The sequence below is a fragment of the Sphingopyxis sp. 550B genome (assembly GCF_057401805.1).
The window spans coordinates 1522504-1541427 of record NZ_CM171610.1 but is presented as its reverse complement, the minus strand read 5'-3'; the positions used below and the strand labels follow the sequence as shown (position 1 = coordinate 1541427).

Here is an 18924-nt window from a genome sequence, read left to right as displayed (position 1 = left end):
AGAAGAGAAATATGGCCTTCGATCATCTTCCCCCCGCCCTCGCGGACGCTCTCGGCGCGCGCGATTATCAGACGCTGACCCCGGTGCAATCGCAGGTCATCGAGGCCGGGGCCCACGGCCGCGACCTGCTCGTTTCGGCGCAGACGGGTTCGGGCAAGACGGTCGCCTTCGGTCTTGCGATGGCCGACGAACTGCTGGCGGACGGCCGCCTTCCCTTCGCCTCGGCACCGCTTGCGCTGATCGTCGCGCCGACGCGCGAACTGGCCCTGCAGGTCAGCCGCGAACTGGGCTGGCTCTATGCCGCCACCGGCGCGCGCATCGCGACCTGCGTCGGGGGGATGGACGCGAGCCGCGAGCGCCGGGCGCTGAATCAGGGCGTGCACATCGTCGTCGGAACGCCCGGCCGATTGCGCGACCATCTCGAGCGCGGCGTGCTCGACCTCGCCGCGTTGCGCGTCGCGGTGCTCGACGAGGCCGACGAAATGCTCGACATGGGCTTTCGCGAGGATCTGGAGGAAATCCTCGACGCGACGCCCGAAACGCGGCGCACGCTGCTGTTCTCGGCGACGATCCCCAAGCCGATCGCCCAGCTCGCCAAACGCTATCAGCGCGATGCACTTCGCATCTCGACGGTCGGCGAGGATCGCGGCCACGGCGATATCGCCTATCAGGTCGTGACCGTCGCGCCCGCCGATATCGAAAGCGCGGTGATCAACCTGCTGCGCCTTCACGACGCCGAAACCGCGATGCTGTTCTGCGCCACGCGCGACAATGTCCGCCGCCTGCACGCGCGGCTGGTCAACCGCGGCTTCGCCGCCGTCGCGCTGTCGGGCGAGCATAGCCAGAACGAGCGCAACCAGGCGCTGCAGGCGCTGCGCGACCGCCGGGCCCGGGTGTGCGTCGCGACCGACGTCGCGGCGCGCGGCATCGATCTGCCCAGCCTGAGCCTGGTCGTCCATGTCGAAATCCCGCGCGATGCCGAAACGCTCCAGCACCGTTCGGGTCGCACCGGGCGCGCGGGGAAGAAGGGGACGGCGGTGCTGATCGTGCCCTATCCGCGCCGCCGCCGTGTCGACGCCATGCTGCGCGGCGCCCGGATCGACGCCGAATGGACCGGCGCCCCGACCGCCGACGACGTACGGGCACGCGACCGCGAACGGCTGATCGAGGCGCTGCTCGCCCCCATCGAGCATGACGAGGAGGATATCGAGCTCGGCCGCCGCCTGCTCGCCGAGCGCGCGCCGGAGGACATCGCCGCCGCGCTTGTCCGCGCGCACCGCGCCACCATGCCGCTGCCCGAGGAACTGATCGACAACGGCCCGCCGCCGCGCCGCGAGCGGGGCGAACGCGCCGAACGCGAACCGCGCGAGCGCGGCGGGCACCGCGACGGTTTCGACGACAGCGTCTGGTTCCGGCTCAACATCGGTCGCCGCCACAATGCCGACCCACGCTGGATATTGCCGCTGCTCTGCCGCCGCGGCCATGTCACCAAGCACGAAATCGGCGCGATCCGCATCGGCCCGAACGAAACGCTGTTCAACATTCCGCTCGCCATCGCCGACCGCTTCGCCGAGGCGGTCGAGCGCAGCGCCAACAAGGATGGCGAAGACGACAATGGCGTCGCGATCACGCCGGCGCCCGGCGGCGCGACCTGGCCGCCGCGACGCGAAGGGGGTCCGCGCAAGGACGGGCCGCGCAAGCCCCATGGCAAGCCCGGCGGGTTCAAGGCCAAGCCCTTCGGCAAGGGCAAGCCGCGCGCGCCCCGCTGACTCACCCCCTCCTCGGAAGAGGAGGGCTTAGGGTCAGGACCCTAGATCGCATCGACCCTTGCGCTGCCTGTCCGCTCGCTCCAGATGAAGCGGACCAGCAGGAGAGCAGCCATGCAGGCAATCGAGGCGTTCATCGCGGAGCAGGGCGGTCCCGAGGTTATCCAGTGGCGCGAGGTGACGCTCGGCGCGCCCGCTGCCGGACAGGTGCTGGTGCGCCAAACCGCCATCGGGCTCAACTATATCGACACCTATCATCGCGACGGCACCTATCCGATCGAGCTTCCCGGCGGACTGGGCGTCGAAGCGGCGGGCGAGGTGGTCGCGACCGGCCTCGACGTCCACGGCCTGCAGCCCGGCGACCGCGTCGCGACCTTCGGCCCGCAGCGGGGCGCCTATGCGAGCGCGCGGATCGTTCCCGCCGCATCGCTGATGAAACTGCCGGCCGGCATCGACGACGACACCGCCGCCGCCGCGCTGCTCAAGGCCTGCACCGTCGAGGCGCTGGTCGAGCGCTGCGCGAAGATCGAGGCGGGCTGGCCGGTGCTGGTCCATGCCGCGGCGGGCGGCGTCGGTCTGATCCTCGTCCAATGGCTGAAGGCGGTCGGCGCGACGGTGATCGGCACCGTCAGCACCGAAGCCAAGGCGCAGACGGCCCGCGACGCCGGCGCCGACCATGTCATCCGCTACAAGCAGGACGATGTCGCCGCGCATGTTCGCGAGATCACCGACGGCCAGGGCGTCCCCGTGACCTTCGACGGCATCGGCATGGCGACATGGACCGTGTCGCTGAAGGCGACCGCACGGCGCGGGTTGATCGTCAGCTACGGCAATGCCGGCGGACCGGTGACCGGGGTCAATCTGGGCGTCCTCGCGCAGCATGGATCGCAGTTCGTCACGCGGCCGACGCTGTTCGACTATTATCTCGACCCCGGCGAACGCGCGGCGGGCGCCGCGCGCGTGTTCGAGATGATCGAAAGCGGGGCGGTCGCGATTACCGTCGGCCAGCGCTATGGGTTGCAGGACGCGGCGCGCGCGCATGCCGATCTGGAAGCGGGGCGGACGACCGGATCCAGCTTGCTGATTCCATAATCTCCCCTCCCGCTTGCGGGAGGGGTCGGGGTGGGCAGCAACGGTGCGACCAGCCCACCCCGCTGCGGCTAGCGAACAAGTTCGCAAGCCTCGCTGCCCCTCCCGCTTGCGGGAGGGGGGGGAAAGCCTACGCCTAAATCCTACTCCTTCAACCGCTCCGCATGCCATGCGACATGCTCGGCCATGAAGGTCGAGATGAAATAATAGCTGTGATCGTAACCCGGCTGCATGCGGATCGTCGCCTTCTGCCCGGCCTTTCGGCACGCCTCTTCGAGAAGCGGCGTCTTCAACTGCTCGGCGAGGAATGTGTCCGCATCGCCCTGGTCGACCAGCAGGTCGGGCAGCCGGGCGCCGCCGTCGATCAGCGCGCAGGCATCATAGGCGGTCCATAGCGCGCGGTCGGGGCCCAGATAGCCGCCCAGCGCCTTTTCGCCCCATGGGCACTGCGTCGGCGCGACGATCGGCGCGAAGGCCGAGACCGAGCGGAAACGGTCGGGGGTGCGCAGCGCCACGGTCAGCGCGCCATGGCCGCCCATCGAATGGCCGCTGATCCCCTGCCGCGTCATGTCGGCCATCGGGAAATGGCGCAGCAGCAGCGAGGGCAGTTCGTCCTCGATATAGGAGCGCATCCGGTAGTTCTTCGCCCATGGTTCGACGGTCGCGTCGACATAGAAGCCCGCGCCGAGGCCGAAATCCCAGGCTGCATCGGGGTCGCCGGGAACGCCCTCCCCCCGCGGCGAGGTGTCGGGCGCGACGAAGATGATGCCGTGCGCCGCGCAGGCGGCGCGATACTCGCCCTTCTCCATCACATTGGCATGGGTGCAGGTCAGCCCCGACAGATACCAGAGCACCGGCAGTTTCGCGCCTTCCGCATGGTCGGGCACAAAGATCGCGAAGCTCATGTCGGTCGCGGTCGTGTCGCTCGCATGGCGGCAGACGCTTTGCGTGCCGCCATGGCTGCGGGTCGTCGAAAGGGTTTCGATGGTCATGCGATGGCCTGAACGGGAATGGGCGCCACCAGCGGATCATGCCCCCAATGGCGCAGAAGGTCGAGGATCGCCGCCCCGGCGAGCCCCAGCGTCGCGGTATTGCGCAGCGGATGGACGTTGACGCGGCTCGCGGCGGCCAGGCCCGCATCGAGCACGACGGCGATGCTGCCCGGCGGCGCGTTGATCGCGGCGAGCGGCGTCACCGATCCCGGCTGGATGCCGAGCAGCCGCTCCATATCCTCCGGCTTGCCGAAGCTCACGCGCTTGCAGCCGATCGCATCGGGCAACGCCTTCAGGTCGACGCGCGCCGCGGCCGGCACGGTGACGAGCCAGAAGGCGCCGCCGGCATCCTTGAGGAACAGGTTCTTGCTGTGCGCACCGGGGATCGCGGCGCTGACCTTCTCGCTCTCGGCGACGGTGAACACCGCGACATGTTCGTGCGCGGCAAAGGGAATCGCGAGCGCATCCAGATCCGCCAGCAATCCCGCTTCGCCGCGCACGACCGTCCTCACATCCGGTGCAGGGCGCAGAGCTTGTTGCCCGACGGATCGCGCAGATAGGCGAGATACATCTTCATGCCATTGCCTTCGCGCACGCCCGGCGGGTCTTCGATCGCGGTGCCGCCCGCTTCGACCCCGGCGCGATGCCACGCGTCGGCCTGTTCGGGATTGGCCATCGCGATACCGATGGTGCAGCCGTTGCCCGCGGTCGCCGGCTGCCCGTCGATCGGCGCCGTCACCAGGAACAGACCGCCGTTGTGCATATAGATCAGGCGCCCCTTGTCGTCCTGGATCCCCGGCTTGCCGCCGATCGCCTGGAAGGTCGCATCATAGAATTTCCGCGATGCATCGAGGTCGTTCGACCCGACCATATTGTGGCTGTACATATGTCCGCTCCTCCTGATTCTGGTTGCGAATCGATACCTATAGCGTTGCCTAGCGGAAGACCACCGTCTTGCACCCATCGATCAGCACGCGCTGTTCGGCGACCCAGCGCACCGCGCGCGCGAGCACCTGCGCCTCGATATCGCGGCCGGTGCGGATCAGGTCGTCGACCGAATGGCGATGATCGACACGCTCGACCGCCTGTTCGATGATCGGGCCTTCGTCGAGGTCGCCGGTCACGAAATGCGCGGTCGCGCCGATCAGCTTCACCCCGCGCTCGTGCGCGCGGTGATAGGGCCGCGCGCCCTTGAAACCCGGCAGGAAGCTGTGATGGATATTGATGCAGCGGCCGATGAGCCGCGCCGACAGGTCGGTCGACAACACCTGCATATAGCGCGCGAGCACCAGATAATCGGCCTTGCCGCGCGCCATGACGTCGAGGATCGCGGCCTCCTGTTCGGCGCGGTTGGCGTCGCTGACGGACAGATGATGAAAGGGCACGCCATGCCATTCGGAAAGCCGCCGCAGATGCTCGTGATTCGACACGACCCCGACGACGTCGATCGCCAGATTCCCCGTCGACCAGCGGTGGAGCAGGTCGTTGAGGCAGTGGCTGCCCTGCGATACGGCGATGACGAAGCGCGGCTTTTGCGCCGCGTCGCGAATGCGCGCATCCATCGCGAAGCGTTCGACGATCGGCGCGAACGCCGCCTGCACTGCGGCGAGCCCTTCGGGAAAGCGGGGTCCCGCGGCGCGGAACGCGACCCGCATGAAGAAGCGCCCCGATTCGAGATTGGCATATTGCTGGCTGTCGAGGATGAAGCCGTCGGCTTCGGCGAGCAACCCCGTCACGGCCGCGACGATGCCGACGGCATCGTTGCAACTGAAGGTCAGGACATAGGGTCCGGTCACTGTATCGCTCCCCTTCCTCAATTCCGTGTGTCCCCGCGAAGGCGGGGACCCATCTCCGGTGGTATCGGATCGCACCGATGGGCATGGGTCCCCGCCTTCGCGGGGACACAACAGTTTTTTTGCTGCCCCTGGTGCTTTAATACACCACGACGCTGCGGATGCTTTCGCCCGCGTGCATCAGGTCGAAGCCCTTGTTGATCTCCTCCAGCGTCAGGACGTGGGTGATCATCGGATCGATCGCGATCTTGCCGTTCATGTACCAGTCAACGATCTTCGGCACGTCGGTGCGGCCCCTGGCGCCGCCGAAGGCCGTGCCCTTCCACACGCGGCCGGTGACGAGCTGGAACGGGCGTGTCGCGATTTCCTTGCCCGCCTCGGCGACGCCGATGACGATGCTCTCGCCCCAGCCGCGGTGGCAGCATTCGAGCGCGGTGCGCATCACCTCGGTATTGCCGGTGGCGTCGAAGCTGTAGTCGGCGCCGCCGTCGGTGGCCTCGACGACCTTCGCCACCGTCTCGTCGCGCGAAAGGCCCTTCGAGTTGATGAAGTGCGTCATGCCGAACTTGCGGCCCCATTCCTCGCGATCGGGGTTGATGTCGATGCCGATGATCTTGTCGGCACCGACCATCTTTGCACCCTGGATCACGTTGAGCCCGATGCCGCCGAGACCGAAGACGACGACATTCTCGCCCGCCTGCACCTTCGCGGTGTTGACGACCGCGCCGACGCCGGTGGTGACGCCGCAGCCGATGTAGCAGCTCGTCTGGAACGGCGCATCCTCGCGAATCTTCGCGACCGCGATCTCGGGCAGCACGGTGAAGTTGGAGAAGGTCGAGCAGCCCATATAATGGAAGATCGGCTGCCCCTTGTAGGAAAAGCGCGTCGTGCCGTCGGGCATCAGCCCCTTGCCCTGCGTCGCGCGGATCGCGGTGCACAGGTTGGTCTTGCCCGAAAGACAGCTTTTGCACTGGCGGCATTCGGGGGTGTAGAGCGGAATCACATGGTCGCCGGGCTTCACCGACGTCACGCCCGCGCCGACCTCTCGCACGATGCCCGCGCCTTCGTGGCCGAGCACCGACGGAAAGATGCCCTCGCTGTCGAAACCGTCGAGCGTATAGGCGTCGGTATGGCAGATGCCCGTCGCCATGATCTCCACCAGCACCTCGCCCGCCTTCGGGCCTTCGAGGTCGAGTTCGACGATTTCGAGCGGTTTCTTCGCTTCGAACGCGACGGCGGCGCGGGTTTTCATGGGGCGGTCTCCTTCTCGCAGGTCCCCATCACGCAATCACCGACGCAATGCAAGCGTCCGGCGGACCGTCAGGCGATTCGAGTCGCCCCCACCCTGCCTGCAGAAAGAGTCATCTGTCCGCGGCGCCGCCACCTGCAGCCGAAGATGCACATGCTGCGCGGGGAATTGCCGGGGCCGAAGCGGATTGACGTAGCTTAAAGAACGAGCAGCTACAGCTTTTGAGTAAGTGCCTTCAACCACTTACCGAAATAATATCCAACCAATGCACCAAGGCTTGGCCAAAGCGGACCGAAAAGATAATCCAGCCCGCTTGTTGAGCGGAGATCTGCTGGATGCCCGCTTTGCCACCATGCTACGTAAAACAACATCGCGACAGGGATAATTAACAAGATCGAACAGCCAACTCTTGGTCGCGCGAACGCCAACCCAACAGCAAGCCCGGCAACCATACCAAAAACGAGCATGAGTTCGATTGTCATAACAATCACCTTAACCTGCGAATCTACTTCCGCAATTGGTGATTATAGGTCGCTCAACACTCCACCACGCTGACTGCCAGCCCGCCCTTCGACGTTTCCTTGTATTTGTCGCGCATGTCGCGGCCGGTTTGCAGCATCGTCGCGATCACCGTGTCGAGGCTGACGACATGGGTGCCGTCGCCGATCATCGCGATGCGGCTGGCGTCGATGGCCTTGATGGCGCCCATCGCGTTGCGCTCGATGCAGGGGATCTGGACGAGGCCGCCGATCGGATCGCAGGTGAGACCGAGGTTGTGCTCCATGCCGATCTCGGCGGCGTTCTCGATCTGCGCGTTGGTGCCGCCGAGCGCGGCGGTCAGCCCCGCCGCCGCCATCGAGCAGGCGACGCCGACCTCTCCCTGGCAGCCGACCTCCGCGCCCGAGATGCTGGCGTTGCGCTTGTAGAGCGCGCCGATGGCCCCCGCCGTCAGCAGGAAGGTCCGCACCCCCGCCGCATCGCCGCGGCAGCCGCGCCGGTAATAGCGGATCACCGCCGGGATGATCCCCGCGGCGCCGTTGGTCGGCGCGGTGACGACGCGGCCGCCGGCGGCATTCTCCTCGTTCACCGCCATCGCCCACAGGTTGATCCAGTCCATCATCGCGAGCGGTTCGGACAGGTTCGCTTCGTGCCGCTCGCGGATGTCGGCGGCGATCTGCGGCGCGCGGCGCCGGACCTTGAGGCCGCCGGGCAGGATGCCGGTGCTCGCGCAGCCCGCGTCGATCGATGCATCCATCGCCGCCGCGATCGCGTCGAGCCCCGCTTCCACCTGCTCCGCGTCGCGGTGCACGAGTTCGTTGTCGAGCATCATCGCGGCGAAGCTCTTCCCCGACGCCGCGCCCATCGCCATCAGGTCGGCGCCCGAGGTGAAGGGAAAGGGCAGCTCGACCTCGTCCTCGGCACCGCGGCTGTTGCGTCCCGCCTCTTCCTCGTCGACGACGAAGCCGCCGCCGATCGAGAAATACATGCGCTTCGCCAGTATCTCGCCGTCCGCGTCGCGCGCGGTGAAGCTGAGCGCGTTGGTGTGGAAGGGTTGGCGCTGGCGCATCTGGAAATGCAGGTCGCGCTTCGGTTCGAAGCGCACCGGAACCCGCCCGAGCAGGTCGAGACGGCCTTCGCACTCGGCGCGCGCCCAGTGCGCCTGGATCGCGGCAAGGTCGGTCGTCGCGGGCACCTCCCCCGCCAGGCCCGCGACGAGCGCGGTATCGGAGGCGTGTCCCTTGCCGGTCAGCGCCAGCGAGCCATAGAGGTCGGCCTCGACATGCGCCGTGCGGTCCAGCAGGCCATGCGCATCGAGCCACTCGCCGAAGCGGCGGCCCGCGACCATCGGCCCGACGGTGTGCGAACTCGACGGACCGACGCCGATCTTGAACAGTTCGAAAAGGCTGATCGTCATGGCGGCGCTATAGGCCAAGCCCCGCGGGGACGATAGGGGTGCGCGGACCGGTCGCCGCCGGTCCGCGCCCCGTATCGCCCGTCGTCATCCGGCGCTTACCGGACGACGGGCCTTCGTCACGCCGCTGGGTAGGTCCAGGCGCCGTCGCGCGCCAGATTCTCGGCCGCGAAATCCCAGTTGAGCAGCTCGTCGACCACCGCGTTCACATAATCGGGGCGGACGTTCTTGCGGTCGATGTAATAGGCATGCTCCCACACGTCGATGACGAGCAGCGGCTTGGCGCCGCCGGTTGCCTCGGTCCCCGCGTCGTGCGTGTCGGTGACCGACAGCTTGCCGTCCTTGGCGACGAGCCAGGCCCAGCCCGAGGCGAAGTGGTTGACCGCGGTGTCCTTGAGTTTCTGCTTAAGTTCGTCGAGCGAGCCGAAATCGCGATCAATCGCTGCGGCGAGATCGCCCGCCGGCGCGGTCTTTACCGGAGCCAGGCTGTTCCAGTAGAACGCGTGGTTCCAAGATTGGGCAGAGTTGTTGAACAGCCCCTTGTTGCCGGTACTTTCGGCGTGGCGAACGATGTCCTCGAGGCTCTTGTCCGCAAGGTCGGTGCCCTCGATCGCGGCGTTGACCTTATCGACATAAGTCTTGTGATGCTTGCCATGATGCGTCGCGAGCGTGTCGGCCGAGATATGCGGCGCGAGGGCATCCTGCGCATAGGGCAGGGGCGGGAAGGCGATCGTCATGGCAGTCTCCATTTTTTGCTTGAACGGATAGGGTTTCTAACTCGGTATCGCGCTTAGCGCTTACAACCCTGCGAAGGCAAATTTTCCTGCCCGGCCAGTCATGTCGTCATCGCCTTCAGTGTCGCGATGCGGTCGGCCTCTTCCGCCGGTTTGTCGCGCCGGATGCGGGCGATGCGCGGGAAGCGCATCGCGAGCCCCGACTTGTGCCGCTTCGACGGATGGATCGAATCGAAGGCGACCTCCAGCACCAGCGTCTTTTCGACCTCGCGCACCGGGCCGAAGCGATCGGTGGTGTGGTCGCGCACGAACTGGTCGAGCCATTTCAGCTCCTGGTCGGTGAAGCCCGAATAGGCCTTGCCGACGGGCAGCAACTCGCCCGCGTCGGACCAGCACCCGAAAGTGTAGTCCGAATAGAAGCTGGCGCGCCGCCCGTTGCCGCGCTGCGCATACATCATCACGCAGTCGGCGGTTAGCGGATCGCGCTTCCACTTGTACCACAGCCCGGCGCGGCGACCGGCAACATAAGGCGCATCGCGCCGCTTGAGCATCACCCCCTCGATCGCCGCGTCGCGCGCGCCCGCGCGCAGTTCCGCCAGATGCGCGAAATCACGCGCCTCGATGACCTGCGACAGGTCGAAATGGCTGATCGCGAGCCGCGGCACGAACGCTTCCAGCTGCCGCCGCCGCTCGGTCCACGGCAGCAGGCGCAGGTCGTTGCCGTCAACGCCGAGCAGGTCGTAGACGCGCACGAAGGCGGGATAGTCGGCGAGCATCCGTTTCGTCACCGTCTTGCGCCCGAGCCGCTGCTGGAGCGCGTTGAAGCTGGCGGCGCCGCCCTCGACCCCGCCCTGCGCCTCGCCGCGTACCAGCAGTTCGCCGTCGATCACCGCATCTTGGTCGAAGGCGGCGAGCAGTTCCGGAAAGGCGGCGCCGATATCCTCGCCGCCGCGGCTGTAGAGGCGCGTCTCGCCACCGCCCGCGCTGCCGCCGCGCGCGATCTGGACGCGGATACCGTCCCATTTCCATTCGGCGGCAAAGGCGGCGAAATCGATCGCCTCGTCCTCGCCCAGCGGGTGCGCGAGCATGAAGGGGCGAAAGAAGGCGACGTCGGCGAGGTCGGGCCGGGCAGCGCGCCCCTCGCCCCACGCGAAGAGCGGCGCATAGGGCGGCGGGATCGCGTGCCACAATTCCTCGACGTCATCGACCGGCACATCGAACGCCTGCGCGAAGGCCTGCTTCGCGAGTCGCGCCGACACCCCGACCCGCATCCCGCCGAGCGCCAGCTTGAGCAGCGCATAGCGGCCGTCGGCGTCGAGCCGGTCGAGCAGTGAAGCAAGGACCGCGGGCGCATCGCTGCGCGTCGCGGCGGACAAGGCGTCGACGGCGGCGGAAACGCTGATATCGCCCTTTTTCCCTGAACCGTCCGGCCACAGCAGCGCCGCGGTCTCCGCCGTGTCGCCGACGAAATGGCGCGACAGGCGGAACAACTCCTCATCGATCCGCGTCGCGAGCAGCGCTCGGACCGTCCCCGCCTTCACCGCCGGGAAATCGAGCGCGTCGGTCAGCGCCGCGAGCGCCCAGCCGCGATCGGGATCAGGCGTGTGCCGAAGATAATCGACGATCAGCGCCAGCTTGCTGTTGCGCGAACGCGTGTAGACCAGCCGGTCGATCAGGGCCGCGAAGCGCTTCACGCCTCTTCCTCCAGATCGCGCCCGACGAGATGCAGCGCGCGCGCCCGGCGCTGCGTCAGCTCGCACCAGCGCAGCAGCCCTTCTTCGCTGCCGTGGGTGATCCAGCTTTCGCGCGGTTCGACCTCGGCGATCGTCGCGGTGAGTTCATCCCAGTCGGCATGGTCGGAGATAACGAGCGGCAGTTCGACCATGCGCGCCCGCGCGCGCTGGCGCACCCGCATCCAGCCCGAGGCCATCGCGGTGATCGGATCGGGCAGCCGCCGCGACCAGCGGTCGTGCAGGGCGGAGGGCGGCGCGAGCACGACCTGCCCCGCCATTTCCGCCTTCGCGGTCTTGCCGACCAGCCGCAGCTCGCCGAGCGCGACGCCATGGTCGGCGTAGAGCGCGCACATGCGTTCGAGCGCGCCGTGGATGAAGATCGGCGCATCCCATCCCGCGCGGCGCAGTTCGGCGATCACGCGCTGCGCCTTGCCCAGCGCATAGGCGCCGACGAGCACGCAGCGGTCAGGCTCGGCGCGCACCGCAGCGAGCAGCTTCGCAATTTCTCCGTCGGTCGGCGGATGGCGGAACACCGGGAGGCCGAAGGTCGCCTCGGTGATGAAGATATCGCAGGGGACGATTTCGAACGGCGCACAGGTCGGGTCGGCGCGGCGCTTGTAATCGCCGGTGACGACAATCCGCTCGCCGCGATATTCCATCGCGATCTGCGCGCTGCCGAGGACATGGCCGGCGGGGTGGAAGGAAAAGCGCACCCCGCCGCGTTCGAACCCGTCGCCGTAGGCGAAGGCGGCATTGCGGCTCGCCGCGGTATCGACGCCATAGCGCAGCGCCATGATCGCCAGCGTCTCCGGCGTCGCGAAAACCGCGTGATGGCCGCTGCGCGCATGGTCGGCATGGCCGTGCGTCACCGCTGCGCGCTCGACCGGGCGCGACGGGTCGATCCACAGATCGGCCGGCCGCACGTAGAGGCCATGCGGATGCGGTTCGAGCCAGGCCGCCGTGCGCGCCATCAGACCACCCCCGTCACGCCAGCAGCGTCCGCGCCCGGACGAGGTCGGCGACGAAGGCGGCGCGCTCCTGCGCCGCGCGCTCGCGATCGGGCATGCGAAGCAGGAAGGACGGATGGACCGTCGCGACCAGTCTTGCGCCTCCTTCCAGTTCCACCGCGTGCCCGCGCATCGACCGGATGCTCGCGCTCTTTCCCGTCACCCCGCGCAGCGCGGTGGCGCCCAGCGTGACGATGAGATCGGGCTGCACCAATGCGCGCTCCCTGTCGAGCCACCAGCGGCAGATGTCGACCTCTCCGGTGGTCGGGGTCTGGTGCAGCCGCCGCTTGCCGCGCGGCGTGAACTTGAAATGCTTGACCGCATTGGTGAGGAAAAGCCGCCGGCGGTCGAGCCCGGCCTCGTCCAGCGCGGCGTCGAGAAGCCGTCCCGCCGGGCCGACGAACGGCCGGCCCTGCCGGTCCTCCTGATCGCCCGGCTGTTCGCCGATCAGCATGATGCGCGCGCTCTTTGGCCCCTCGCCCGCCACGCCCTGCGTCGCGTGGCGATAGAGTGGGCAGCGCGTGCAGCGATCGACCGCCGCCGCCAGCGCGGATAGCGTTGCGGGAGCGTCGGAGGCATCGGCGGATGGCTGATCTTCGGGCACGCGGGTCGTTCCGTTTCCGTTCGGGTCGTTCCCGAAACGGCCGCCGCCCGCTTCCGTTCCTGTTCTGCTCGAATCCGGCTCGCCTTTCCGGGGCCGGGGCGCCCGAACGCCGTCCTTTCTTCCGAAGGCCCGCTATCGCTCGCGATATTCGGGCGGGCGCTTGTCGAGGAAAGCGGTGAGCGCTTCCTTGTAATCCTCGGTCGCCGACAGAATCACCTGCTGCCGGTCCTCGATCGCCATCGCCGCTTCCAGGCTCGGCGCGTCGATGTTGAGGTTCAGCGCCTGCTTGGACAGACGCAAGCCCCATGGGCTGGTCGCGAGCATCTCTTCGGCGAGCGCGAGCCCGCGGTCGAGCAGCTTGTCCTCGTCGACGATCTCGCTGATCAGCCCCGCCGCGAGCGCCCGCTCCGCGCCGACGAAGCGCCCGGTCAGGATCATCTCCGACGCGAGGCTCGCCCCGACGAGGCGCGGCAGGAAATAGCTCGACGCCATGTCGCAGCCGCCGAGCCCGATGCGGATGTAGGCGGCGTTGCAACGAAAACTGGGCGCGCCGTAGCGCACGTCCGACGCGAGCAGCAGCGACAGCCCCCCGCCCGCCGCGGCGCCGTGGCCGAGCGCGATGATCGGCTGCGGACAGGCGCGCATCCTGCGATAGATATTGCCGATATCGGTCTGGGTCCGCAGCGTGCGCAACACCGGCGTTTCGTCGCCGGCCCGGTCCTCCTGGATGTCGAGCCCGGCGCAGAAACCGCGACCGGCGCCGCGCAGCAGCACGACGCGCACATCCTTGCGTTCGGCGAGCCCGCCGAAATAGGCGTTCAGCGCCTCGACCAGCCCTTCGTTCAGCGCATTCAGCCGCTCGGGCCGGTTGAGCGTCGCGATCTCGACCGCGCCGCGCCGCTCGACGATCAGTTCGCGCTTCGCTTCGTCCGTCACAAGGTCTGCCCGTCGTCGACGGTGATGACGCTGCCGGTCACCCCCGCCGACGCGTCGGAGGCGAGGAAGAGCAGCGGCGCATGGAGGTCGCTGGCCGGGCGCAGCCGCTGGCGCGGGAAGCTGGCGACGAACTTGCGGCCCGCCTCGCTGCTGAACAGTTCGGCGGTCATCTCGGATTCGAAATAGCCGGGCTGGATGACGTTCACGTTGATCCCGCGCCGCGCCCATTCGCGCGCGAAGGCCTTGCCCATGTGGCGCGCCGCCGCCTTGGTCGCGCCATAGACCGAGGTCGCCGGGAACACCTTGTCGGCGGTGATCGAGCCGATGATGACGACGCGGCCGTGCTGCCGCTCGCGGCTGCCCGCGGCTTCGAGCCGCCGCGCGCCCTCGGTCACGGTCAGGAAGACGCCGCGGATATTGGCGGCGAGCAGGCCGTCGACCTCTTCGACCGCTAGCCCCAGTGCCACCTTCTCGGTCGCCACGCCGGCGTTGGCGATGATCGTATCGACGGTGCCGAACGCCGCCTCCGCGGCATCATAGGCGGCCTTCGTCGATGCCTCGTCGGTCACGTCGAGCGACACCGCGACCGCCTGCCCGCCCGCCGCCTCGATCGCGGCGACCTGTTCGGCGAGCCGGTCGGCGCGCCGCGCGGCCAGCACGACTTTCGCGCCCGCCGCGGCCAGCGCCCGCGCGAACCCGGCACCGAGCCCCGACGACGCCCCCGTCACCAGCGCGACGCGCCCCGAAAGATCGAATTGCGGTTCCTTGCTCATAGATGTCTCCCGTTCCGATGCAGCGACCGTTAGACAAGTTACCGTTTACGTCAACCGAGGGGAGCGTGGGGCGGCGGCGGGCGCCTCCCTTCCAAGCAAAGTCACGCGACGCATTTCAAACTGTGTCGCCATCGCGTGCATGCGCAGCTTGACAGCCGCCATTTGTTCTCTTAATGTTCTTTCCGTGCACAACCAACCTATTCCCCCGTCGCAGCCGCCAACGGTGGCGGGCGGGGGATGAGGGTTCGGCGGCCGAAAGGCTATTCCCATCGGCCCTGCGCGGCCGTCAGGCGGCCATCAATATACCGCGATAGCTTTGATCGTCGAAGGTCAGGCCCGCGCCCATCGCGACGCAGATCAGCGCGTCTTCCGCTACCCGGACGGGCAGGCCGGTCGCCTTGGCGATCGCCTGGTCCATGCGGCGCAGCAGCGCCCCGCCGCCGGTCAGCGTGATGCCTTCATCGATGATGTCGGCCGACAGTTCGGGGGGCGTGCGTTCGAGCGCCGCCTTCACCGCGCTGACGATCTGGCCGACGGGTTCGGCGAGCGCCTCCGCGATCTCCGCCTCGGACACCTGGACTTCGGACGGCCGGCCGGTGACGAGGTCGCGTCCCTTGACAGCCATGACGATGCCCTCGCCCTGCGGCGCGACGGCCGAGCCGATCGCGAGCTTGACGCGCTCGGCGGTCATTTCGCCGATCATCATGTTGTGCTTGCGGCGGATCGACGAGGCGATCATGTCGTCCATCTTGTCGCCGCCGACGCGCACCGAACTGCTGTGGGCGACGCCGCCGAGCGACAGCACCGCGACCTCCGTCGTGCCGCCGCCGATGTCGACGACCATCGTTCCGCGCGGTTCGGTCACGGGCAGCCCGGCGCCGATCGCCGCGGCCAGCGGTTCCTCGATCAGCTGGACGCTGACGGCGCCGGCGTTGGAGGCCGCGTCGCGGATCGCGCGGCGCTCGACATGCGTCGAGCAGGAGGGGACGCAGACGACGACATGGCTGCGGCGGCGCAGGCGGCTCGGCCCGCCGAGCGCCTTGTCGATGAAATGCTTGATCATCTGTTCGGCGACGTCGATGTCGGCGATCACCCCGTCGCGGAGCGGCCGGATCGCCTCGATATTGGCGGGCGTCTTGCCCATCATCGGCTTGGCGTCGTTGCCGACGACCTTGACGTGGCGAATCCCGTCGCGCGTTTCGAGCGCGATGACCGACGGTTCGTTGAGCACGATCCCCCGACCGCGAACGTAAATGACGGTGTTCACCGTCCCGAGGTCGATGGCGATGTCATGCGCGTGCGGCGCGAAGCGCTGGAATATGGTCATGAACGGGGACGAAACCTTTGATCCTTGTCGCGCCCGAATCAAGCGCCCCGCCCCCCGGCCCACGCTTGCCCAAGCAAGCCGTCCGCATGGGTAAAGGGCGAGGCCAGGTCAATAACCGTGCGAGCCGGACCGTGGGTTTCCCGCGCCTGACCGAAAATCCGGCCGTTCCCGGACGCTCCAGGGATCGCGCGAACGCCGCGCCCTGTTCACGACGTCCCAGTGGTATAGCCGTAGCGAGCCCCCATTCCGCTCGTGCGGATGAATTCCAGCCCCGTCTCGACCTGCGCCGGCGACAGACCGCGAAGCGGCCGGCGCAATTCGCCGACCGGCAACCCGCAGGCACGCATCAGCGACTTGATGGCGACCGGGTTGATCGCCGAGTAATGAAAATGCAGCAGCGGCAGCAGCTCCAGATAGCGCTCGCGAAAAGCGGCGGCATCGTCGGCACCCGTCCAGGGTTTCGAGATCGCCGCCATTTCGGCCGGAGCCAGATTGCCGCTCATGTTCGCGGTCCCGTGCCCGCCCAACGCCATCGTCGGCACGACCAGCCCGAGATTGGGGGAATCGCAGCACATCACCGAAACGTCGGGTGCGGCCGCCAATATCTGCGCCACCTGCCCGACGCGCCCCGTCGATTCCTTGTGCACGACGATATTGGGATGGCGGAAAAGCCGCAGCAGCTGGTCCCAATGAAGGTCGGTCTTCACGCGCGGCGGGTTGTTGTAGATGCCGAGCGGCAAGTCCGCCGCATCGGCGACGTCGAGATAGAATTGCTCGATATCGGTCTCCGGCGCGCAGATATAGGGAGGCGCGGCGATGATCGCGCCGTCGGCGCCGTTGGCGGCGGCAAAGCGCACATTGTCGATCACCTGCGCCGTCGAGGCTCCGGTGCAGCCGTAATAGAAGAGCATCCCCGGCGGCCGCATCTTCGCGGTCTCGACGATCACCCGCTGCTTTTCCTCGGGCGACAGCAGCGACGGTTCGCCGGTCGATCCCAGGAACAGCATCGCCGCGGTGCCGTGGCGATGCTGATGGTCGATCAGCGTCCGCCAGGCGCCGAAATCGATCTCTCCGCGGCTGTCGAACGGTGTGACGGTGGCGACGAACGATCCCTCGATCCGGCTCTTGGACATGCTGCTCCCCTGTTGCTGCCGCGCATGAACAGGATGGATGGCGACGCGAAATCCGCTATCGCGCTGGCGGATTCGGCGCACTCGTCGCTCCTATGCGATAGGGCGTTCGCGTCTTTGCCGAAGGGGTCGGGGGACATGCCATGCTGAAAGCCATTCAACGCATCGCGCGCGCGGGACTGGCGGGCGCCCTTCTGCTCTGCGCCGGCGCGACCGGATCGGCGCAGGATGGCGAAAAAACGGTCGTGCTTCGCGCCGCGCACCTGTTCGACGCGACGAGCGAACGACTGCGCAGCGATGCCGTCGTCGTCGTGCGGGCCGGCCGGATCGTCGCGGTGGGCGGCGATGCGGCGATTCCCGAAGGCGCCGAGGTCATCGACCTGGGCGACGCGACGCTGCTGCCGGGCTTCATCGACGTCCACTCGCACCTGACGCTCGAACCCGACGAGAATTACTATCGCAAGACGCTCAACGAGCTGATGCGCAACCCGACCGAAATGGCCTTCTATGCCGCCGCCAACGCGCGCCGGACGCTCGAGGCCGGTTTCACGGCGGTGCGCCATGTCGGCGGCCGCGAGTTCATCGATGTGGGACTCCGCAACGCGATCGCGGCGGACCTGACGCCGGGGCCCCGCATCCTAGCCGCCGGCAATGCGATCACCGCGACCGGCGGCAGCTGCGACCGGCCACCCTTTCCGGCGCAGCGCGTCGCGCCCCTGACCCCGCGCGAGGGCGTCTGCACCGGCGCCGACCAGTGCCGCGAGGCGGTGCGCGACCAGATCAAGTGGGGCGCCGACGCAATCAAGGTCTGCGCCTCCGGCGGCGTGCTGTCCTACGACCCCGTCGACGTGCCGCAGCTGACGCGCGAGGAGCTGGAGGCGGTGATCGGCGAGGCCCATAAATGGGGACGCAAGGTCGCCGCGCACTCGCACGGCGACGCGGCTTCGCGGCTGGCGGTCGAGGCAGGCATCGATTCGATCGAGCATGGCAGTTTCCTGTCCGAGGACACGCTGAAACTGATGCGCGCGAAAGGCGTGTATCTGGTTCCGACCTTCATGGCGCTCGACTGGGTCGAGAGCCACGCCGACGGCTATCCCCCCAATATTGCCGAAAAGGCGCACGTCGCCGCCGCCGCGCACGCGGACATGTTCCGCGCCGCGCTGCGCATCGGAGTCCCGATCGCGCTCGGGACCGACGCGACGGTCCGTCCCGATGGCCACGGCCGCAATGCGATGGAGTTCGCGCTGATGGTCGAGGCGGGAATGCGTCCCGGCGCGGCGCTGCTCGCGGGCACCAGCAATGCGGCGCGGCTGATCGGCCTCGAAGCCGAGATGGGCACGCTGACGCCCGGCAAATGGGCCGACATCGTCGCCGTCCCCGGCAACCCGCTCACCGACATCCGCACGACCGAGCGGCCGCTGTTCGTCATGCAGCGCGGCCGCGTGGTGCGACGCGACGGCATTTCGCTGCTCCGCTGACCCCCTCTTTGCCCGAAGCCCTTGCGCTATTCAGGGAGATTCCGATGCGCCGCCTGATCCCCGCGCCTGCGCAGCGAACCCATGGACGCCGCCCGGATCGCCGACCGCGCGACGTTCGTCGCCAACGGACTGTCGAGCCAGACCGAGCGCGCGGCGGGTCTCGCCAACTATCTCTCGACGCTGGTTGCCAGCGATGCGTCGCTCGACGTGCTCGCATCCGAAGTGTCCGCGAAGGCGCCGCCATCCCCCGAAGACATCGCCGCAACGGTCGCCGGACATATCCGGAGCGATCGGGCGACGCTGATCCTTGCCGGCGATTCGAAGCAGTGGATCGCGGCGCTGCGCGAGCGCTATCCGGCCGTGAAGCTGATCGACGTCGACGGCAAGCCGCTGCCCTGAGC

Annotated in this window: 19 protein-coding genes; 4 read left to right on the top strand and 15 right to left on the bottom strand. The window is 68.0% G+C overall.

Features of this window, described 5'->3' with window-relative positions:
• Window positions 1-11 precede the first annotated feature (11 nt).
• Entirely contained in the window at window positions 12-1769 is a 1758-nt protein-coding gene (locus tag AC2S9W_RS07145) for a DEAD/DEAH box helicase (RefSeq protein WP_486571795.1), read from the top strand.
• Between the two features lie 111 nt (window positions 1770-1880).
• Complete coding sequence (locus AC2S9W_RS07140) at window positions 1881-2858, top strand: quinone oxidoreductase family protein (protein ID WP_076074137.1); 978 nt, start codon at window positions 1881-1883, stop codon at window positions 2856-2858.
• A 140-nt stretch (window positions 2859-2998) separates the two neighbouring features.
• Here the strand turns inward: AC2S9W_RS07140 and fghA are convergent, their stop codons facing one another.
• The 15 genes from fghA to AC2S9W_RS07065 all read right to left on the bottom strand — a co-directional run bounded on the left by fghA (window position 2999) and on the right by AC2S9W_RS07065 (window position 17048).
• Window positions 2999-3847 (bottom strand): S-formylglutathione hydrolase, encoded by an 849-nt coding sequence (gene fghA, locus AC2S9W_RS07135; protein ID WP_104959339.1) that lies wholly within the window; start codon window positions 3845-3847, stop codon window positions 2999-3001.
• Window positions 3844-4347, bottom strand: a complete 504-nt coding sequence (locus tag AC2S9W_RS07130; RefSeq protein WP_076077569.1) for a prolyl-tRNA synthetase associated domain-containing protein — start codon at window positions 4345-4347, stop codon at window positions 3844-3846. Before AC2S9W_RS07130 ends, fghA begins: the two co-directional genes overlap by 4 nt.
• An 8-nt stretch (window positions 4348-4355) precedes the next feature.
• Window positions 4356-4733, bottom strand: a complete 378-nt coding sequence (locus AC2S9W_RS07125; RefSeq protein WP_076074133.1) for a VOC family protein — start codon at window positions 4731-4733, stop codon at window positions 4356-4358.
• A 49-nt stretch (window positions 4734-4782) separates the two neighbouring features.
• The gene (gene purU, locus AC2S9W_RS07120) at window positions 4783-5643 is read right to left on the bottom strand and encodes a formyltetrahydrofolate deformylase (RefSeq protein ID WP_104959338.1); all 861 of its coding nucleotides are present in this window, start codon (window positions 5641-5643) and stop codon (window positions 4783-4785) included.
• Window positions 5644-5779: 136 nt separating this feature from the next.
• On the bottom strand, window positions 5780-6892 hold the full coding sequence (locus AC2S9W_RS07115) for an S-(hydroxymethyl)glutathione dehydrogenase/class III alcohol dehydrogenase (RefSeq protein ID WP_486571794.1): 1113 nt from the start codon (window positions 6890-6892) through the stop codon (window positions 5780-5782).
• 209 nt (window positions 6893-7101) lie between these two features.
• Window positions 7102-7371: a hypothetical protein gene (locus AC2S9W_RS07110; RefSeq protein ID WP_082797089.1), complete on the bottom strand. Its 270-nt coding sequence runs from the start codon at window positions 7369-7371 to the stop codon at window positions 7102-7104.
• A 53-nt stretch (window positions 7372-7424) separates the two neighbouring features.
• The gene (locus AC2S9W_RS07105; protein ID WP_076074130.1) at window positions 7425-8804 is read right to left on the bottom strand and encodes an L-serine ammonia-lyase; all 1380 of its coding nucleotides are present in this window, start codon (window positions 8802-8804) and stop codon (window positions 7425-7427) included.
• Window positions 8805-8920: 116 nt separating this feature from the next.
• Window positions 8921-9538 (bottom strand): superoxide dismutase, encoded by a 618-nt coding sequence (locus tag AC2S9W_RS07100; RefSeq protein WP_104959336.1) that lies wholly within the window; start codon window positions 9536-9538, stop codon window positions 8921-8923.
• Window positions 9539-9636: 98 nt separating this feature from the next.
• The gene (locus AC2S9W_RS07095) at window positions 9637-11229 is read right to left on the bottom strand and encodes a cisplatin damage response ATP-dependent DNA ligase (RefSeq protein ID WP_076074127.1); all 1593 of its coding nucleotides are present in this window, start codon (window positions 11227-11229) and stop codon (window positions 9637-9639) included.
• On the bottom strand, window positions 11226-12239 hold the full coding sequence (locus AC2S9W_RS07090) for a ligase-associated DNA damage response exonuclease (RefSeq protein WP_486571793.1): 1014 nt from the start codon (window positions 12237-12239) through the stop codon (window positions 11226-11228). Before AC2S9W_RS07090 ends, AC2S9W_RS07095 begins: the two co-directional genes overlap by 4 nt.
• A 13-nt stretch (window positions 12240-12252) precedes the next feature.
• Window positions 12253-12879 (bottom strand): UdgX family uracil-DNA binding protein, encoded by a 627-nt coding sequence (locus tag AC2S9W_RS07085; RefSeq protein WP_067109225.1) that lies wholly within the window; start codon window positions 12877-12879, stop codon window positions 12253-12255.
• Between the two features lie 132 nt (window positions 12880-13011).
• The gene (locus tag AC2S9W_RS07080) at window positions 13012-13815 is read right to left on the bottom strand and encodes an enoyl-CoA hydratase/isomerase family protein (protein ID WP_286749629.1); all 804 of its coding nucleotides are present in this window, start codon (window positions 13813-13815) and stop codon (window positions 13012-13014) included.
• Window positions 13812-14588, bottom strand: coding sequence for an SDR family NAD(P)-dependent oxidoreductase (locus tag AC2S9W_RS07075; RefSeq protein ID WP_076074122.1), 777 nt, complete (start codon window positions 14586-14588; stop codon window positions 13812-13814). Before AC2S9W_RS07075 ends, AC2S9W_RS07080 begins: the two co-directional genes overlap by 4 nt.
• Before the next feature lie 286 nt (window positions 14589-14874).
• Complete coding sequence (locus AC2S9W_RS07070; protein WP_286749628.1) at window positions 14875-15915, bottom strand: rod shape-determining protein; 1041 nt, start codon at window positions 15913-15915, stop codon at window positions 14875-14877.
• A gap of 206 nt (window positions 15916-16121) precedes the next feature.
• Window positions 16122-17048 (bottom strand): 4-hydroxy-tetrahydrodipicolinate synthase family protein, encoded by a 927-nt coding sequence (locus AC2S9W_RS07065; RefSeq protein ID WP_076074119.1) that lies wholly within the window; start codon window positions 17046-17048, stop codon window positions 16122-16124.
• A gap of 140 nt (window positions 17049-17188) precedes the next feature.
• On the opposite strand from AC2S9W_RS07065, the gene AC2S9W_RS07060 reads away from it, so the two are divergent.
• Together AC2S9W_RS07060 and AC2S9W_RS07055 are read left to right on the top strand one after the other, a co-directional pair.
• Window positions 17189-18523, top strand: a complete 1335-nt coding sequence (locus AC2S9W_RS07060) for an amidohydrolase family protein (RefSeq protein WP_076074118.1) — start codon at window positions 17189-17191, stop codon at window positions 18521-18523.
• An 81-nt stretch (window positions 18524-18604) separates the two neighbouring features.
• Window positions 18605-18922 (top strand): hypothetical protein, encoded by a 318-nt coding sequence (locus AC2S9W_RS07055; RefSeq protein WP_104959335.1) that lies wholly within the window; start codon window positions 18605-18607, stop codon window positions 18920-18922.
• Window positions 18923-18924: the final 2 nt, after the last annotated feature.

Bases quoted from the DNA above. Each gene is read 5' to 3' on its own strand.
- AC2S9W_RS07145 (WP_486571795.1), top strand. From the start codon at position 12: ATGGCCTTCGATCATCTTCCCCCCGCCCTCGCGGACGCTCTCGGCGCG.
- AC2S9W_RS07140 (WP_076074137.1), top strand. From the start codon at position 1,881: ATGCAGGCAATCGAGGCGTTCATCGCGGAGCAGGGCGGTCCCGAGGTT.
- fghA (WP_104959339.1), bottom strand. From the start codon at position 3,847: ATGACCATCGAAACCCTTTCGACGACCCGCAGCCATGGCGGCACGCAA.
- AC2S9W_RS07125 (WP_076074133.1), bottom strand. From the start codon at position 4,733: ATGTACAGCCACAATATGGTCGGGTCGAACGACCTCGATGCATCGCGG.
- AC2S9W_RS07115 (WP_486571794.1), bottom strand. From the start codon at position 6,892: ATGAAAACCCGCGCCGCCGTCGCGTTCGAAGCGAAGAAACCGCTCGAA.
- AC2S9W_RS07110 (WP_082797089.1), bottom strand. From the start codon at position 7,371: ATGACAATCGAACTCATGCTCGTTTTTGGTATGGTTGCCGGGCTTGCT.
- AC2S9W_RS07105 (WP_076074130.1), bottom strand. From the start codon at position 8,804: ATGACGATCAGCCTTTTCGAACTGTTCAAGATCGGCGTCGGTCCGTCG.
- AC2S9W_RS07100 (WP_104959336.1), bottom strand. From the start codon at position 9,538: ATGACGATCGCCTTCCCGCCCCTGCCCTATGCGCAGGATGCCCTCGCG.
- AC2S9W_RS07090 (WP_486571793.1), bottom strand. From the start codon at position 12,239: ATGGCGCGCACGGCGGCCTGGCTCGAACCGCATCCGCATGGCCTCTAC.
- AC2S9W_RS07075 (WP_076074122.1), bottom strand. From the start codon at position 14,588: ATGAGCAAGGAACCGCAATTCGATCTTTCGGGGCGCGTCGCGCTGGTG.
- AC2S9W_RS07070 (WP_286749628.1), bottom strand. From the start codon at position 15,915: ATGACCATATTCCAGCGCTTCGCGCCGCACGCGCATGACATCGCCATC.
- AC2S9W_RS07065 (WP_076074119.1), bottom strand. From the start codon at position 17,048: ATGTCCAAGAGCCGGATCGAGGGATCGTTCGTCGCCACCGTCACACCG.
- AC2S9W_RS07060 (WP_076074118.1), top strand. From the start codon at position 17,189: ATGCTGAAAGCCATTCAACGCATCGCGCGCGCGGGACTGGCGGGCGCC.
- AC2S9W_RS07055 (WP_104959335.1), top strand. From the start codon at position 18,605: ATGGACGCCGCCCGGATCGCCGACCGCGCGACGTTCGTCGCCAACGGA.